The organism is Pantoea sp. SGAir0215 (assembly GCF_043543215.1).
Genome location: NZ_CP028031.1, coordinates 191,189 through 206,947, shown reverse-complemented (window position 1 = coordinate 206,947; position 15,759 = coordinate 191,189). Strand labels below are relative to the sequence as shown.

The 15,759-nt window shown below is 52.8% G+C and carries 12 protein-coding genes, 2 tRNA genes and 3 rRNA genes; 5 read left to right on the top strand and 12 right to left on the bottom strand.

Features of this window, described 5'->3' with window-relative positions; all coding sequences use genetic code 11:
- Positions 1–111 precede the first annotated feature (111 nt).
- From C1N64_RS01030 to rrf (C1N64_RS01010), 5 genes are all read left to right on the top strand, one after another.
- Positions 112–187: transfer RNA gene (locus tag C1N64_RS01030), tRNA-Glu, on the top strand.
- A 213-nt stretch (positions 188–400) separates the two neighbouring features.
- Positions 401–3,306, top strand: a 23S ribosomal RNA gene (locus C1N64_RS01025).
- A 103-nt stretch (positions 3,307–3,409) separates the two neighbouring features.
- Positions 3,410–3,525, top strand: a 5S ribosomal RNA gene (gene rrf / locus C1N64_RS01020).
- Positions 3,526–3,580: 55 nt separating this feature from the next.
- Positions 3,581–3,656 (top strand) — tRNA-Thr (locus C1N64_RS01015).
- Positions 3,657–3,693: 37 nt separating this feature from the next.
- A 5S ribosomal RNA gene (gene rrf, locus C1N64_RS01010) occupies positions 3,694–3,809 on the top strand.
- Between the two features lie 527 nt (positions 3,810–4,336).
- Here the strand turns inward: rrf (C1N64_RS01010) and C1N64_RS01005 are convergent.
- From C1N64_RS01005 to aroQ, 12 genes are all read right to left on the bottom strand, one after another.
- Positions 4,337–5,095 (bottom strand): amino acid ABC transporter ATP-binding protein, encoded by a 759-nt coding sequence (locus tag C1N64_RS01005; RefSeq protein WP_033740081.1) that lies wholly within the window; start codon positions 5,093–5,095, stop codon positions 4,337–4,339.
- 7 nt (positions 5,096–5,102) lie between these two features.
- Positions 5,103–6,203 carry an amino acid ABC transporter permease gene (locus C1N64_RS01000; protein WP_375094075.1) on the bottom strand — a complete coding sequence of 367 codons (1,101 nt, stop codon included), beginning with the start codon at positions 6,201–6,203 and terminating at the stop codon, positions 5,103–5,105.
- A 15-nt stretch (positions 6,204–6,218) separates the two neighbouring features.
- On the bottom strand, positions 6,219–7,397 hold the full coding sequence (locus C1N64_RS00995) for an amino acid ABC transporter permease (protein ID WP_054686961.1): 1,179 nt from the start codon (positions 7,395–7,397) through the stop codon (positions 6,219–6,221).
- A 68-nt stretch (positions 7,398–7,465) separates the two neighbouring features.
- Positions 7,466–8,491, bottom strand: coding sequence for an amino acid ABC transporter substrate-binding protein (locus C1N64_RS00990; RefSeq protein WP_033740076.1), 1,026 nt, complete (start codon positions 8,489–8,491; stop codon positions 7,466–7,468).
- A gap of 546 nt (positions 8,492–9,037) precedes the next feature.
- Entirely contained in the window at positions 9,038–9,334 is a 297-nt protein-coding gene (gene fis / locus C1N64_RS00985; RefSeq protein WP_003855228.1) for a DNA-binding transcriptional regulator Fis, read from the bottom strand.
- 23 nt (positions 9,335–9,357) lie between these two features.
- Positions 9,358–10,323 carry a tRNA dihydrouridine synthase DusB gene (gene dusB / locus C1N64_RS00980; protein WP_033740115.1) on the bottom strand — a complete coding sequence of 322 codons (966 nt, stop codon included), beginning with the start codon at positions 10,321–10,323 and terminating at the stop codon, positions 9,358–9,360.
- Between the two features lie 400 nt (positions 10,324–10,723).
- Positions 10,724–11,608, bottom strand: a complete 885-nt coding sequence (gene prmA, locus C1N64_RS00975; protein WP_033740074.1) for a 50S ribosomal protein L11 methyltransferase — start codon at positions 11,606–11,608, stop codon at positions 10,724–10,726.
- A gap of 15 nt (positions 11,609–11,623) precedes the next feature.
- Entirely contained in the window at positions 11,624–13,069 is a 1,446-nt protein-coding gene (gene panF, locus C1N64_RS00970; protein WP_394515194.1) for a sodium/pantothenate symporter, read from the bottom strand.
- A complete protein-coding gene (locus C1N64_RS00965; protein ID WP_033740072.1) occupies positions 13,059–13,301 on the bottom strand; it encodes a YhdT family protein in 243 nt (80 codons plus the stop codon). The genes panF and C1N64_RS00965 overlap by 11 nt, the downstream gene beginning before the upstream one ends.
- Positions 13,302–13,373: 72 nt before the next feature.
- Positions 13,374–14,723 (bottom strand): acetyl-CoA carboxylase biotin carboxylase subunit, encoded by a 1,350-nt coding sequence (gene accC, locus C1N64_RS00960; protein ID WP_039341728.1) that lies wholly within the window; start codon positions 14,721–14,723, stop codon positions 13,374–13,376.
- 11 nt (positions 14,724–14,734) lie between these two features.
- Complete coding sequence (gene accB, locus C1N64_RS00955) at positions 14,735–15,199, bottom strand: acetyl-CoA carboxylase biotin carboxyl carrier protein (protein WP_033740068.1); 465 nt, start codon at positions 15,197–15,199, stop codon at positions 14,735–14,737.
- A 25-nt stretch (positions 15,200–15,224) separates the two neighbouring features.
- Positions 15,225–15,677, bottom strand: coding sequence for a type II 3-dehydroquinate dehydratase (gene aroQ / locus C1N64_RS00950; protein ID WP_394515193.1), 453 nt, complete (start codon positions 15,675–15,677; stop codon positions 15,225–15,227).
- Positions 15,678–15,759 lie beyond the last annotated feature (82 nt).

Here is a 15,759-nt window from a genome sequence, read left to right as displayed (position 1 = left end):
AATGAGCAAAGCGTCTACGCGTTGGGGTGCGGTAACAATAACTATTGTCGCCTGATTATCTAATCTCACCTTCACGTGAAATAACCCGTGTCTGTTGCACAAGGATTTCACGTCCCCTTCGTCTAGAGGCCCAGGACATCGCCCTTTCACGGCGGTAACAGGGGTTCGAATCCCCTAGGGGACGCCACTTGCTTGGTGACAGGTGAAAGGTGTCTCCACGAAGTATCTCAAAACTGGCCTCAGGGTCACGTTTGAGATATTTGCTCTTTAACAATCCGGAACAAGCTGAAAATTTGAAACGACGCACGTCGTGTTCCTCCGTAATAAGGAACACAGCACGATGCGTTCGGGTCTCTCAAAAGCTCACGACACGCAAGCGCAAAACGCCTGTGGGTTGTGAGGTTAAGCGACCAAGCGTACACGGTGGATGCCCTGGCAGTCAGAGGCGATGAAGGGCGTGCTAATCTGCGATAAGCGCCGGTAAGGTGATATGAACCGCTATAACCGGCGATACCCGAATGGGGAAACCCAGTGTGATTCGTCACACTATCATGCAGTGAATCCATAGCGGCATGAGGCGAACCGGGGGAACTGAAACATCTAAGTACCCCGAGGAAAAGAAATCAACCGAGATTCCCCCAGTAGCGGCGAGCGAACGGGGAGGAGCCCAGAACCTGCATCAGCTTGTGCATCAGTGGAAGCGTCTGGAAAGTCGCAGGGTACAGGGTGATACTCCCGTACACAAAGGTGCACAGGTTGTGAGTTCGATGAGTAAGGCGGGACACGTGGTATCCTGTCTGAATATGGGGGGACCATCCTCCAAGGCTAAATACTCCTGACTGACCGATAGTGAACCAGTACCGTGAGGGAAAGGCGAAAAGAACCCCGGCGAGGGGAGTGAAACAGAACCTGAAACCGTGTACGTACAAGCAGTGGGAGCACCTTCGTGGTGTGACTGCGTACCTTTTGTATAATGGGTCAGCGACTTATATTCTGTAGCAAGGTTAACCGTATAGGGGAGCCGCAGGGAAACCGAGTCTTAACTGGGCGTTAAGTTGCAGGGTATAGACCCGAAACCCGGTGATCTAGCCATGGGCAGGTTGAAGGTTGGGTAACACTAACTGGAGGACCGAACCGACTAATGTTGAAAAATTAGCGGATGACCTGTGGCTGGGGGTGAAAGGCCAATCAAACCGGGAGATAGCTGGTTCTCCCCGAAAGCTATTTAGGTAGCGCCTCGTGAACTCATCTCCGGGGGTAGAGCACTGTTTCGGCTAGGGGGCCATCCCGGCTTACCAACCCGATGCAAACTGCGAATACCGGAGAATGTTATCACGGGAGACACACGGCGGGTGCTAACGTCCGTCGTGAAGAGGGAAACAACCCAGACCGCCAGCTAAGGTCCCAAAGTCATGGTTAAGTGGGAAACGATGTGGGAAGGCACAGACAGCCAGGATGTTGGCTTAGAAGCAGCCATCATTTAAAGAAAGCGTAATAGCTCACTGGTCGAGTCGGCCTGCGCGGAAGATGTAACGGGGCTAAACCATGCACCGAAGCTGCGGCAGCGACGCGCAAGCGTTGCTGGGTAGGGGAGCGTTCTGTAAGCCGCTGAAGGTGTGCTGTGAGGCATGCTGGAGGTATCAGAAGTGCGAATGCTGACATAAGTAACGATAAACAAGGTGAAAAACCTTGTCGCCGGAAGACCAAGGGTTCCTGTTCAACGTTAATCGGAGCAGGGTGAGTCGACCCCTAAGGCGAGGCCGAAAGGCGTAGTCGATGGGAAACAGGTTAATATTCCTGTACTTGGTGTTACTGCGAAGGGGGGACGGAGAAGGCTATATCGGCCGGGCGACGGTTGTCCCGGTTTAAGCGTGTAGGTGTGTGCGCCAGGCAAATCCGGTGCACTTTACACTGAGGCGTGACGACGAGGCACTACGGTGCTGAAGTGATAAATGCCCTGCTTCCAGGAAAAGCCTCTAAGCATCAGGTAACACGAAATCGTACCCCAAACCGACACAGGTGGTCAGGTAGAGAATACCCAGGCGCTTGAGAGAACTCGGGTGAAGGAACTAGGCAAAATGGTGCCGTAACTTCGGGAGAAGGCACGCTGGCGCGTAGGTGAAGGGACTTGCTCCCGGAGCCGAGGCCAGTCGAAGATACCAGCTGGCTGCAACTGTTTATTAAAAACACAGCACTGTGCAAACACGAAAGTGGACGTATACGGTGTGACGCCTGCCCGGTGCCGGAAGGTTAATTGATGGGGTTATCCGTAAGGAGAAGCTCTTGATCGAAGCCCCGGTAAACGGCGGCCGTAACTATAACGGTCCTAAGGTAGCGAAATTCCTTGTCGGGTAAGTTCCGACCTGCACGAATGGCGTAATGATGGCCAGGCTGTCTCCACCCGAGACTCAGTGAAATTGAAATCGCTGTGAAGATGCAGTGTACCCGCGGCAAGACGGAAAGACCCCGTGAACCTTTACTACAGCTTGACACTGAACACTGAGCCTTGATGTGTAGGATAGGTGGGAGGCTTTGAAGCGTGGACGCCAGTCTGCGTGGAGCCGTCCTTGAAATACCACCCTTTAATGTTTGGTGTTCTAACGTGGGCCCGTGATCCGGGCTGCGGACAGTGTCTGGTGGGTAGTTTGACTGGGGCGGTCTCCTCCCAAAGCGTAACGGAGGAGCACGAAGGTTGGCTAATCCTGGTCGGACATCAGGAGGTTAGTGCAATGGCATAAGCCAGCTTGACTGCGAGAGTGACGGCTCGAGCAGGTGCGAAAGCAGGTCATAGTGATCCGGTGGTTCTGAATGGAAGGGCCATCGCTCAACGGATAAAAGGTACTCCGGGGATAACAGGCTGATACCGCCCAAGAGTTCATATCGACGGCGGTGTTTGGCACCTCGATGTCGGCTCATCACATCCTGGGGCTGAAGTAGGTCCCAAGGGTACGGCTGTTCGCCGTTTAAAGTGGTACGCGAGCTGGGTTTAGAACGTCGTGAGACAGTTCGGTCCCTATCTGCCGTGGGCGCTGGAGAATTGAGGGGGGTTGCTCCTAGTACGAGAGGACCGGAGTGAACGCACCGCTGGTGTCCGGGTTGTCACGCCAGTGGCACTGCCCGGTAGCTAAGTGCGGAAAAGATAAGTGCTGAAAGCATCTAAGCACGAAACTTGCCCCGAGATGAGTTCTCCCTGAGACTTTAAGTCTCCTGAAGGGACGTTGAAGACGACGACGTTGATAGGCCGGGTGTGTAAGCGCAGCGATGCGTTGAGCTTACCGGTACTAATGACCCGTGAGGCTTAACCTTACAACGCCAGAGGCGTTTTGGGTTGAGAGACAGAAGAATTTTCAGCCTTGTTTACCGGATAACGCCGTGCGGCCCGAGGGGGCGGTGCGGCAGACAGAATCTGCCTGGCGGCTGTAGCGCGGTGGTCCCACCTGACCCCATGCCGAACTCAGAAGTGAAACGCCGTAGCGCCGATGGTAGTGTGGGGTCTCCCCATGCGAGAGTAGGGAACTGCCAGGCATCAAATTGAACGACCCGAGCATCAGCATAATAATGCCGGGAATACCTGTTGCGTGCTGATATGGCTCAGTTGGTAGAGCGCACCCTTGGTAAGGGTGAGGTCCCCAGTTCGACTCTGGGTATCAGCACCAGTTATATATGGCTAGAGTTCGGCGAATAAAGAATTTGCCTGGCGGCTGTAGCGCGGTGGTCCCACCTGACCCCATGCCGAACTCAGAAGTGAAACGCCGTAGCGCCGATGGTAGTGTGGGGTCTCCCCATGCGAGAGTAGGGAACTGCCAGGCATCAATAAAGTAGAGAAGCCCCGTACGAAAGTACGGGGCTTTTTTACGTCGGTTATTCGCCTGAAACCGAAAGGGACGAGCCGATCACCTCAGCGGAAGCCGCGCTACCGCCGGCACCAAAGTCGTGAAACTCGCCTCATTGGTGGGCTGGCTGACTTCCGCAACGTCGATTTCTACCTGTCGCCAGCAGGCTCGTCCACATAAAGTGCATCACGGGCCAGCTCAGGCAGACGCGTATCAGGGGTAAAGCGGAAAGACCTGTGGATCACCCTATAAGCCGTCAGTAAACCTGCCTGAATCACCCATATCCGATCAATGCACAGACGAGCACTGGCTGAGCCAGCTCACCTTTGCTGGATACAGCACGATTCAGGCATGCACCGTCGACGACAACGTATCGTCAGTTGCTAAAAAGCGGAGTTTTATAAAGGATGACGGTGGATTTACAACGTGGTGCATCATCCGGACAGGAAAGGTCAGAACCGTACCTCTGTCAGAGACGGAGGTACGGTCAGAAACGAGAGCGGTCAGTGAATAACCTGGGACAGGAAAGCGCGGGTACGTTCTGACTTCGGATTTGCAAAAAACTCCTGCGGTGGCGCAACCTCCACGATCTCGCCGCGATCCATAAAGATCACCCGATCGGCAACGGTACGTGCAAAGCCCATCTCATGCGTGACACACAGCATCGTCATGCCATCTTCTGCAAGCCCAATCATGGTATCCAGCACCTCTTTCACCATTTCCGGATCCAGGGCAGAGGTGGGCTCATCAAACAGCATAATTTTAGGTTTCATGCACAATGAACGCGCAATCGCGACACGCTGCTGTTGGCCGCCTGAAAGCTGACCAGGAAACTTATGCGCGTGTTCAGCAATGCGTACGCGCTGCAGATAGTGCATCGCAAGCTCCTCCGCTTCTTTTTTGGCAATCTTACGCACCCACATCGGCGCTAGCGTACAGTTCTGCAAAACCGTAAGGTGAGGAAAAAGATTAAAGTGCTGAAAGACCATACCGACTTCAGTACGAACGCGCTCAATATTCCGTACGTCATCATTCAGATGAATACCATCGACCACAATACGCCCCTTCTGATGTTCCTCCAGATGGTTGATACAACGAATCGTCGTCGACTTTCCAGACCCTGACGGACCGCATAACACGATACGTTCGCGCGGTTTCACCTGCAGATTAATGTCTTTCAGCACATGAAACTGGCCGTACCATTTGTTCACATTTTCAAGCGAAATCATCGCATTGGTTGAATCAGTTATTATTTGTGTCATAGAAACCTCAGTGCGATTTACGCCCGGTGTGAAAACGTTTTTCCAGATACTGGCTGTAACGTGACATGCTAAAACAGAAAATCCAGTAGACCAGCGCCGCAAAGACATAGCCCTCTGTCGACATGCCCAGCCAGGCCGGATCGACCGTAGCCTGTTGAACGCTGCTAAACAGATCGAACAAACCGATGATGATAACCAGGCTGGTATCTTTGAATAACGCAATAATGGTATTCACCAGGCCCGGAATGGTGAGTTTTAACGCCTGAGGGAGGATCACCAGCATCTGGGTCTTCCAGTATCCCAGGGCAAGGGATTCAGCGGCTTCATACTGTCCTTTTGGTAATGCCTGCAGCCCACCGCGAACTACCTCGGCCACATACGCCGACTGGAACAGAATCACGCCGACTAAGGCACGTACCAGTTTGTCGATAGTGGTTCCCTCTGCCATAAACAGCGGCAGCATGACCGATGACATGAACAGCACGGTGATCAGCGGAACGCCACGCCAGAACTCAATAAAGATGACAGAAAGCGTACGGACAACAGGCATTTTAGAGCGGCGCCCTAACGCCAGCAAAATGCCTAAAGGTAAGGCGCCCGCAATGCCCACCGAGGCGATGATCAGGGTCAGCGTTAAGCCGCCCCACTGGCGCGTTTCCACGCGATCCAGTCCCAAAAATCCACCGTACAGTAAAAACCAGACGATCAGCGGATAGCATACCGCCCAGACGGCGATATAGCGTCCACGAAAGGGCAACCGTTTCAGGAACATGGGCACAATCGACACTAAGCCAATCACCAGCGCAAGATTAATGCGCCAGCGCAGCTCATGAGGATAGAGCCCATACATAAACTGACCAAAACGGGCATGAATGAAGACCCAGCATGCGCCTTCTTTTGTGCAGTCTGCGCGCGTAGTGCCAAACCAGTTGGCATCAAAGATCAGCCAGTTCAGCGCCGGGGGGATCAGGTGCCAGATCAGCCAGATACATAACAACGTCAGTAAGGTGTTAAACCATCCTGAAAACAGGTTCTTGCGGGCCCATAGCCAGCCCCGGCTCAGCGGCGAGGAGGCTACGGGCGTCGTTTCATGTGCAGTGACAGACATAGTCATCCCGTGTTCTTAACGCTCAACCAGCGCGATTTTGCGGTTATAAATATTCATCAACAGTGAAATCAGCAGGCTGATAATCAGGTAGACGCTCATCGTAATCGCAATGGTTTCAATAGCCTGACCGGTCTGATTCAGCACCGTACCGGCAAACAGCGACACCATGTCCGGGTAACCTATCGCGGCAGCCAGAGAGGAGTTTTTGACGATATTGAGATACTGGCTGGTCAGGGGCGGAATAATCACTCGCATGGCCTGAGGAATGATAACCTGACGCAGCGTGACGGGATTCGGTAACCCCAGTGAACGCGCCGCTTCATGCTGTCCGTAAGGCACAGCCTGAATACCTGAGCGAATCACCTCGGCAATGAAAGATGACGTATAGATCGACAGGGCCAGCGTGAGCGCTGCCAGCTCAGGTATCATGACGAAGCCGCCCCGGAAGTTAAACCCACGCAACTCCGGGATATCCCAGTGCATGGCGGCACCAAAAACTGCATGCGCAACCAGCGGGAACAGGATCAGCATCGCAACAGCTGCGGGCCAGGAGCGACGTAACTGACCGGTTTTAAGCTGATGCTGTCGGTTAAAACGGTATAAACCGTAGCTCGCCACCACAGCCAGTGCTAAAGCGATAACGAAAGGCCAGGTACCAGGCGCATAGGTCGGCCAGGGAATATACAGGCCACGATTACTCACGAAGGCGAGATCGAAGGCATTCAGCGCCTGACGCGGGCCGGGCAGGTTACGCAACACCGCGAAATACCAAAAGAAAATCTGCAATAACGGCGGGATATTGCGGAAGATTTCAATGTAGATATTCGCGATTTTACGTAATAACCAGTTCTCTGAAAGACGCGCCAGGCCAATAAAGAAGCCCAGTATGGAAGCAAATACAATACAAAGTGCGGAAACCAGCAGGGTATTTGTCAGGCCAACCAGAAATACCCGTGCGTAGGTATCCCCTTCGGAATAATCAATAAGATGCTGAACGATGCCGAAACCCGCATTACGTTCTAAAAAACCAAACCCGGAAGTGATACCGCGATTAGCGAGATTGATGACGGTGTTGTGGACGAGATAACCCACCACAGACAGTACGATAACGATCGCCACGATCTGGTAAAGCCAGGCGCGAACCGTGGGATTACCGAACGAAAAATCCCTTTTCACGGTTGGGCGTTGTGACATGTTGAAACCTCAATAACGAAAGCCTTGCTGGGGCACCGCAGAAAACGGTGCCCGACGGGGAGGTAGACTTAACGAACCGGTGGTGCGTACTGAATACCACCCTGGTTCCAGAGCGCATTCTGGCCACGAGCGATTTTCAGCGGGCTGTCTTTACCGACGTTGCGATCAAAACTTTCCTGATAGTTACCGACCTGCTTGATGATGTTGTACGCCCATTTGTTATCGAGCTTCAGATCTTTGCCATAGTCACCCTCGGCACCTAACAGGTGAGCCATATCGGGCGTCGCTGGCTTCGCGGCTTTCTCATCCACGTTTTTAGAGGTGATGCCCATTTCTTCGGCGTTCAGCATGGCAAACAGTGACCATTTCACGATGGTGAACCAGTCATCATCACCACGACGAACAACAGGACCCAACGGTTCTTTAGAGATGACTTCCGGCAGAACAATAAAGTCGTCTGGTTTACCTAATTTGATACGCAGTGCATAAAGTTGTGACTGATCGGAAGCCAGCGTATCGCAACGGCCGCTATCCAGTGCTTTTGCCGATTCGTCGGAGCGGTCAAATGTCACCGGGGTGTACTGCATCTTGTTCGCTTTGAAATAATCCGCAACGTTCAGTTCAGTGTCAGTACCGGCCTGAATACAGACGGTGGCACCATCCAGCTCTTTCGCACTTTTCAGGCCCGCTTTTTTGTGTGTCAGGAAACCAATGCCGTCATAGTAGTTAACACCGGTAAACATGAAGCCCATGCCGCCATCACGTGATGAGGTCCAGGTAGTGTTACGAGAAAGCACGTCCACTTCGCCAGACTGTAATGCGGTGAAGCGCTCTTTTGCGGTCAGCGGGGTATATTTTACTTTTGTTGCATCACCAAATACGGCTGCTGCCGCGGCACGACAGATATCCACATCAAGACCGGTAAATTTACCGCTGGCGTCTGCATAAGAGAAACCTGGCAGGCCATCGCTGATACCACATTGAACGAATCCTTTCTTTTTAATCGCATCCAGCGTGGCGCCTGCGTGGGCTTGCTGAGCAACGGCGAGCAGCGAAGCCGCAGCAACCAGAGTAGAGAGCATCATCTTTTTCATAAAGCATCCTGTGTGGCATGTCGTGTTGTGTTGTTATGTAGTGCGCACTTTGGTGTGCGTTTCCTGTCTGTGGCGATCAGCCATCCACGACTTTGCAAAGCCAGTGCCAGGTTTGCAGAATTCTGAATTCACCTGAAATATCGGGTAATAATCTGAATTATCCGGAAGGCTGCAATAATATGGCGCACCAAAAGGATGCATTTCGAGTCGGGTAGATCACATTTAGTGCAATTTGTTTCACTATTTAGCAACAGTGTGAGCCTGTTTGCATGTGGCTGATGTAAGCAGACATGAGATTGCTTAAAAAGGTAGCCGTGCTCACAAAAGGCCGACAGGGCTGGGCTGAAGGGCATGGTGGTACAAAAGACAAAGGCCGCGAAGAAGAGAAAATGTGAAAGGTAAGTCTGTTAAAGTCACGCTGGCGACTGCAACTACAGTTACCATATGTGATGCAACTGTTTCAGCGTTTTTAAAAAAATTTGCGTAGTAACGCACAAATAAAAACGCCAGCCCGAAGGCTGGCGAGATTAACGGTGTGAACCTGAATCAGTTCATGCCGTATTTTTTCAGTTTCTTACGCAGCGTACCGCGGTTGATACCCATCATCAGGGCAGCACGGGTCTGGTTGCCACGGGTATACTGCATCACCATGTCCAACAGAGGCTGCTCGACTTCAGCCAAAACCAGCTCATACAGGTCACTCACATCCTGACCATTCAGTTGAGCAAAATAGTTCTTCAGTGCCTGTTTAACCGAATCACGCAAAGGTTTTTGAGTTACCTGATCCTGTGAGTTAACGGTAGAAACGGTCAGTACGTCAGAATTTACGCGTTGTTCGAACATAGTTCTTTCAGCTCTTTATTTCGTTACGCAAGATTTTCGAAGTATGCCTCCAACGCCTCCAGCTGTTCGCTGGCATCCTCAATGGCGTTGAATGTGCGCCGAAACTGGTCATTTGGGGCATGTTCCTGGAGATACCAGGACACGTGCTTCCGCGCTATACGGTATCCCTTGCCTGGACCGTAAAAGTCGTGCAGCTCACGTATATGCGAAACAAGCAAACGCTTGACCTCTGCCAGTGGCAGCGGGGCAAGCAGCTCCCCAGTGTCCAGATAATGCTGGATTTCCCGGAAGATCCACGGTCTTCCCTGAGCAGCACGTCCTATCATCAAAGCGTCGGCTCCGGTGTAGTCGAGCACTGCTCTGGCTTTATGCGGGTCAGTTATGTCTCCGTTCGCGATAATCGGAATAGAGACACTCTGCTTAACTGTCCGAATGCTGTCGTATTCAGCGTCTCCGTTGAACAGGCAGGCACGAGTGCGGCCATGTATCGTCAAAGCCTGAATGCCACAACGCTCAGCCAATTGGGCAATCGCGACACAGTTTCTGTTTTCTGGATCCCAACCGGTACGGATTTTCAATGTGACCGGTACATCAACCGCATTTACCACGGCAGAGAGAATAGACTCGACCACGGCAGGATATTGCAGTAAGGCCGACCCCGCCATTTTGCGGTTCACCTTTTTGGCTGGGCAACCCATATTAATATCAATCACCTGTGCACCAGCGTCGACATTAATACGTGCAGCCTGAGCCATCTCACTGGGATCACAGCCTGCAATCTGGACGGCACGAATGCCGGGTTCATCACTGTGCACCATGCGTAAACGAGATTTGTCACTGGCCCACACTTCGGGATTGGATGACAACATCTCAGAAACCGCCATTCCTGCACCCATCTCATGACAAAGCGTTCTGAAAGGCCTGTCTGTAATACCGGCCATCGGTGCCGCAATCAGTCGATTTCTCAGCTGGAGGTTTCCAATGCGCATGAAGTCGTAATGCCATACTGTGTCTGCAAGGCGGCGTATATTACGCATTTTTTTCTTAAGATGAAAGGCCAAACTTTGAACAATTCGCAAGAAAACTGCTTTTAGTCTGCTCTGACGAGGGTGTTATGGATAAATGACATTAAAAATCATGGCGTTATCCAGTTATGTTTATTTTGTGAACAAAGGTTTTTCCGACGAAGATTCGGCATTCGCCAGATAAAAAACGTCACATACCGTGATTAACGACACAACACGCCGTACAGACGGTTGACAAAAGCATAGCGATTGAGCGTGAAAGGCAGCGACGACCAGGCAGGTTCGCTTTCATCTGTATGAGGAGAAGGTATACAGCCCTGCGACGTTCGCAGGGCTGAGTCTGACGCTCGCATCGTTTACGACGCTAAGCGTTTTTTACACCCGTAATCCGGCACCATTCTTCCTTAACGGCGACAGGGTCCAGCGCAAAGTGCATGGCATAAGCTTCACAGACACTCTCGGCCTGGCTTTCCAGCACGCCTGATAATCCCAGATGCCCGCCTGGTTTAGGCAGCACGCGGATAAGCGGCGCTAACTCACGCAGCGGTCCGGCAAGAATGTTTGCCACCACCACATCAGCCTGCAGGTTTTCCGGTTGCTGATGCGGCAGATAAAGAGACAGACGGTCCGCCACCCCATTGCGCTCGGCATTGTCGCGGCTGGCCTGAATCGCCTGAGGATCGATATCAATCCCAATGGCCTGCGCTGCACCCAGCTTTAAGGCGGCGATCGCCAGGATCCCAGAGCCGCAGCCAAAATCGATCACCGTTTTACCGTTCAGATCCAGACCGTCGAGCCACGTCAGACAGAGCGATGTGGTGGGATGTGTGCCGGTTCCGAAAGCCAGCCCGGGATCCAGCATGACATTGACGGCATTCGGATCGGGCACATCGCGCCAGCTCGGGCAGATCCACAAGCGTTCGCCAAAGCGCATAGGATGGAAATTCTCCATCCACTCGCGTTCCCAGTCTTTGTCTTCGATCTGCTCGATCTTGTGGCGAAAATTCTCTCCCAGCAGTGGATGCTGTGAAAGTTCGGCAATGACGCCTTCCATGTCGCTTTCGGCATCGAACAACCCGATAACATCGGTATCGCCCCATAAACGGGTTTCCCCGGGCAGAGGTTCGTAAACGGGCGTGTCATGGGTATCCTGAAAGGTTACTGACACGGCACCGGTTTCCATCAGTGCATCGCTCAGCGCCTCTGCGTTGGCGCCAGAACTGTTAATTTTGATTTGAATCCACGGCATAACATCTCTCTTAATTCAGTGTTGTGGTGCGTTAACCACGGCGGGTAAACGCCCAAACAGATTGCCGACCAGGAACGCCAGCAGACTTAACAATAAGGAAGGCACGATGGGATGAAATCCCCACAGTTGCAGGCCCAGGGTTGCCAGAATGGCATAACAGCCTCCGCCCACCACCATCCCGCTGAGCGCGCCTGCGGCATTGGCGCGTTCCCAATATAACCCCAGAACCAGCGGCCACAGGAATACTGCCTCCAGCCCACCAAACGCCAGCAGGTTAAGCCAGATAATCATGTCGGGCGGATGCCAGGCCACGAACAGCAAAACGACACCCAGGGCAAATGTCACCGTGCCCGATAACATCCGCAGTCGTGGCTCATTGTCCAGTTGCTGAGGTGCGAGGCGTAAATACAGATCTTTTACCAGCGTAGCGGAAGCCTGCAACAGCTGCGCATTGATGGTCGACATGATCGCCGCCATCGGCGCCGCTAAAAACAGCCCAGCGGCCAGCGGCGGCAGGACGGTAATCATCAGCGTCGGGATAACCCGATCCGGCACGGTCAGATCGGGCAATATGGCGCGGCCCAGCGTGCCTGCCAGATGCATTCCCAGCATCAGTACCACCACCACGATGGTGCCGAGAACAATCGCCCGGTGAACGGCTTTACTGTCCTTGTAGGAAATACAGCGGACAGCGGTATGGGGCAGACCGATAACGCCAAAACAGACCAGAACAATAAACGAGCTCAGGAACGTCGGCGTAATGATATCGCCCGGCCCCTCAGGAGACAGCAGTTTGGGATCAATCGCATGCAGTTTTTCTACAGCAGTATGGATCCCTCCGGCATGGTGAATAATCGCAAACAGCAGCAAAAAGGTGCCAATCAGCATTACAATGCCCTGCATGGCATCGTTAAGCACGCTGGCCCGGAAGCCGCCAAATGCCGTATAAAGCGCGATAGTCCCACCGAAGATCAGTAATCCCGTGTCGTAGGGGATACCGGCTGCGGTTTCCAGCAGGCGTGCGCCACCGATAAACTGCACGGCCATCGCGCCCACAAAGGCAACGAGTAAACTCAGGCTGGCCAGGACCACCAATAGTGTGCTGCCATAGCGCGCATAGAGCATATCGTTAAGCGTGACCGCATTATGCTTACGCGCCAGAATGGCAAATTTCTTCCCCAGTACACCCAGTGAAAGCCAGACAGCAGGAACCTGAACCATGGCCAGCAGCACCCAGCCCAGACCATATTTATACGCTGCGCCTGGGCCACCGATAAAGGAGCTGGCGCTGATATAGGTGGTGGTGATGGTCATAGCCAGCACAAATCCGCCCATCGAACGGCTACCCAGAAAATACTCGGTCAGGAAATTTCCTTTGCGCTGTTTACGCATCGCAAAGACGGACAGACCGGCAATAACGACCAGATAAGCCAACAGTGGCAGGATGATTTCAGTGTTCATCTTCCTCCTCAAGAGACATCTCACGGAAGCGTGTACGGACCATTAGCCAGCACAGAAAAATGAACAGCAGAGGCGCAAAAATGCAGGAGAGCTCAAACCAGCGTGGCAAACCGGTTATGCCAACCGCATCGCCGCCCGACCAGGCGGAAATGCCCCAGACAGCCAGCCAGGCCAGCGTGAGACAGAGCGACCAGCGAGCCTCTTTGTGAGCCTGTAAAAAACGCGCGTCCATGATGTGACCTTAACGCCAGCGGGAAAAGAAAAAGGCCGGAATATCCGGCCTCAGACTAACTCAGCATTGCGATTACTTCTCGTGCAGGCCGAGTTTTTTCTCCAGATAGTGGATATTGGTACCACCGTGCTGGAAGTTTTCATCGGACATGATTTTCATCTGCAGTTCGATGTTGGTTTTGATGCCGTCGATAATCAGCTCCGCCAGCGCGTTTTTCATACGGGCAATGGCGATATCACGGGTTTCACCGTAGGTGATGAGCTTTCCGATCATGGAATCATAATACGGCGGCACGCTGTAACCCGCATAAATATGGGATTCCCAACGCACACCAAAACCACCCGGTGCATGGAAACGGGTAATCTTACCAGGGCTTGGCAGGAAGGTGACCGGATCCTCGGCGTTGATACGGCATTCAACCGCATGACCGCGAATAATCACATCTTCTTGCTTGATTGACAGCGGCTGGCCAGCAGCAATACGCAGCTGCTCTTTAATCAGGTCGACGCCGGTGATCATTTCGGTGACCGGATGTTCAACCTGAATACGGGTGTTCATTTCAATGAAATAGAACTCGCCATTCTCGTACAGGAACTCAAACGTCCCTGCGCCGCGATAGCCGATATCGATACAGGCTTTAGTACAACGCTCACCGATGAATGAACGCAGCTCTGGCGTAATGCCCGGTGCTGGCGCTTCTTCCACGACTTTCTGGTGGCGGCGCTGCATAGAACAGTCACGCTCGCCCAGATAGATGGCGTTGCCCTGGCCATCAGCCAGAACCTGGATTTCGATGTGGCGTGGATTTTCCAGATACTTCTCCATGTACACCATGTCGTTGTTGAAAGCCGCTTTGGCTTCCGCTTTCGTCATGTTGATGGATTGTTCCAGATCTTTGTCACTGCGCACAACGCGCATACCACGACCGCCGCCGCCGCCGGAGGCTTTAATAATGACCGGATAGCCGATGCGCTTGGCGAAGGCACGGTTTTTTTCCATGTCATCGGTCAGTGAGCCATCGGAGCCAGGTACGGTCGGCACGCCAGCTTTCTTCATCGCCGTGATGGCCGACACTTTATCGCCCATCAGGCGGATGGTGTCAGCTTTTGGACCCACAAAGATAAAGCCAGAGCGCTCAACCTGCTCAGCAAAATCCGCGTTCTCAGACAGGAAGCCGTAGCCAGGGTGAATCGCCACCGCGCCGGTGATTTCTGCAGCAGAGATCAACGCCGGGATGTTGAGATAACTTTTGACCGACTGTGCCGGGCCGATGCAAACCGTTTCGTCTGCCAGCAGCACGTGTTTCAGGTCACGGTCCGCGCTTGAGTGAACAGCGACAGTCTTAATGCCCAGTTCTTTACAGGCACGCAGAATGCGCAGTGCAATCTCACCGCGGTTAGCAATAACAATTTTATCCAGCATGGTTCGCCCCGTTATTCGATGACAACAAGTGGCTCGTCAAATTCTACCGGTTGACCACTTTCGACCAGAATGGCTTTAACAACGCCAGATTTGTCGGCTTCGATCTGGTTCATCATTTTCATGGCTTCAACGATGCACAGCGTGTCACCGGCATTGACTTTCTGGCCCACTTCCACAAACGCTTTCGCATCCGGGCTTGGTGTGCGGTAGAAGGTACCGACCATCGGTGAACGTACGATGTGACCACTGATTTCTGCTGGTGCAGCTTCTGCGACAGCGGCAACAGGTGCCACGGCGCTCGCCAGCGCCGGTTGCTGAGCAACAGGCGCAGCATAAGCCTGCTGCATCATCGGATAACCAGTGTTTGCAGGTGCACGACTGATACGAACAGACTCTTCACCTTCGGAAATCTCCAGCTCAGAAATGCCAGATTCTTCAACCAGTTCGATCAGTTTTTTAATTTTACGAATATCCATGAATGGGGTTCCGTACTCAGTTTGATTAATTAGTATGAGACAGGCGCTTTACTGCCGTTTGTAATGCCCACGAGTAGCCATCGGCGCCAAGCCCACAAATAACGCCCGCAGAGACATCAGAAAAATAGGAATGTTGGCGGAAGGGCTCGCGGCTGTGCACATTTGACAAATGAACTTCGATAAAGGGAATGTCCACTGCTAACAGCGCATCACGAAGTGCGACGCTGGTGTGCGTAAACGCGGCAGGATTGATGATGATATAATCCACGTTGCCTTTTGCCTCATGAATGCGATCAATGAGCTGATATTCAGCATTGGACTGCAAATGGCTTAACGTTACATTCAACTGGTCTGCCTGCTGCACCAGACGAGAAACGATCTGATCCAGCGTGACGTCCCCGTATTTTTCAGGCTCGCGCGTTCCCAACAGATTAAGGTTGGGACCGTTCAAAAGCAGAATATGTAATTTATCGGCCATCTTGCTGCCATCTCCCGCAATCATTGAGGCATCGCGTAAAATACCTTGCCGCTTTCCATTTGTCACCCGTCACGGTGAAAAA

Bases quoted from the DNA above. Each gene is read 5' to 3' on its own strand.
- accC (WP_039341728.1), bottom strand. From the start codon at position 14,723: ATGCTGGATAAAATTGTTATTGCTAACCGCGGTGAGATTGCACTGCGC.
- C1N64_RS00965 (WP_033740072.1), bottom strand. From the start codon at position 13,301: ATGGACGCGCGTTTTTTACAGGCTCACAAAGAGGCTCGCTGGTCGCTC.
- dusB (WP_033740115.1), bottom strand. From the start codon at position 10,323: ATGCGCATTGGAAACCTCCAGCTGAGAAATCGACTGATTGCGGCACCG.
- prmA (WP_033740074.1), bottom strand. From the start codon at position 11,608: ATGCCGTGGATTCAAATCAAAATTAACAGTTCTGGCGCCAACGCAGAG.
- C1N64_RS00990 (WP_033740076.1), bottom strand. From the start codon at position 8,491: ATGAAAAAGATGATGCTCTCTACTCTGGTTGCTGCGGCTTCGCTGCTC.
- accB (WP_033740068.1), bottom strand. From the start codon at position 15,199: ATGGATATTCGTAAAATTAAAAAACTGATCGAACTGGTTGAAGAATCT.
- C1N64_RS00995 (WP_054686961.1), bottom strand. From the start codon at position 7,397: ATGTCACAACGCCCAACCGTGAAAAGGGATTTTTCGTTCGGTAATCCC.
- panF (WP_394515194.1), bottom strand. From the start codon at position 13,069: ATGAACACTGAAATCATCCTGCCACTGTTGGCTTATCTGGTCGTTATT.
- aroQ (WP_394515193.1), bottom strand. From the start codon at position 15,677: ATGGCCGATAAATTACATATTCTGCTTTTGAACGGTCCCAACCTTAAT.
- C1N64_RS01005 (WP_033740081.1), bottom strand. From the start codon at position 5,095: ATGACACAAATAATAACTGATTCAACCAATGCGATGATTTCGCTTGAA.
- fis (WP_003855228.1), bottom strand. From the start codon at position 9,334: ATGTTCGAACAACGCGTAAATTCTGACGTACTGACCGTTTCTACCGTT.
- C1N64_RS01000 (WP_375094075.1), bottom strand. From the start codon at position 6,203: ATGTCTGTCACTGCACATGAAACGACGCCCGTAGCCTCCTCGCCGCTG.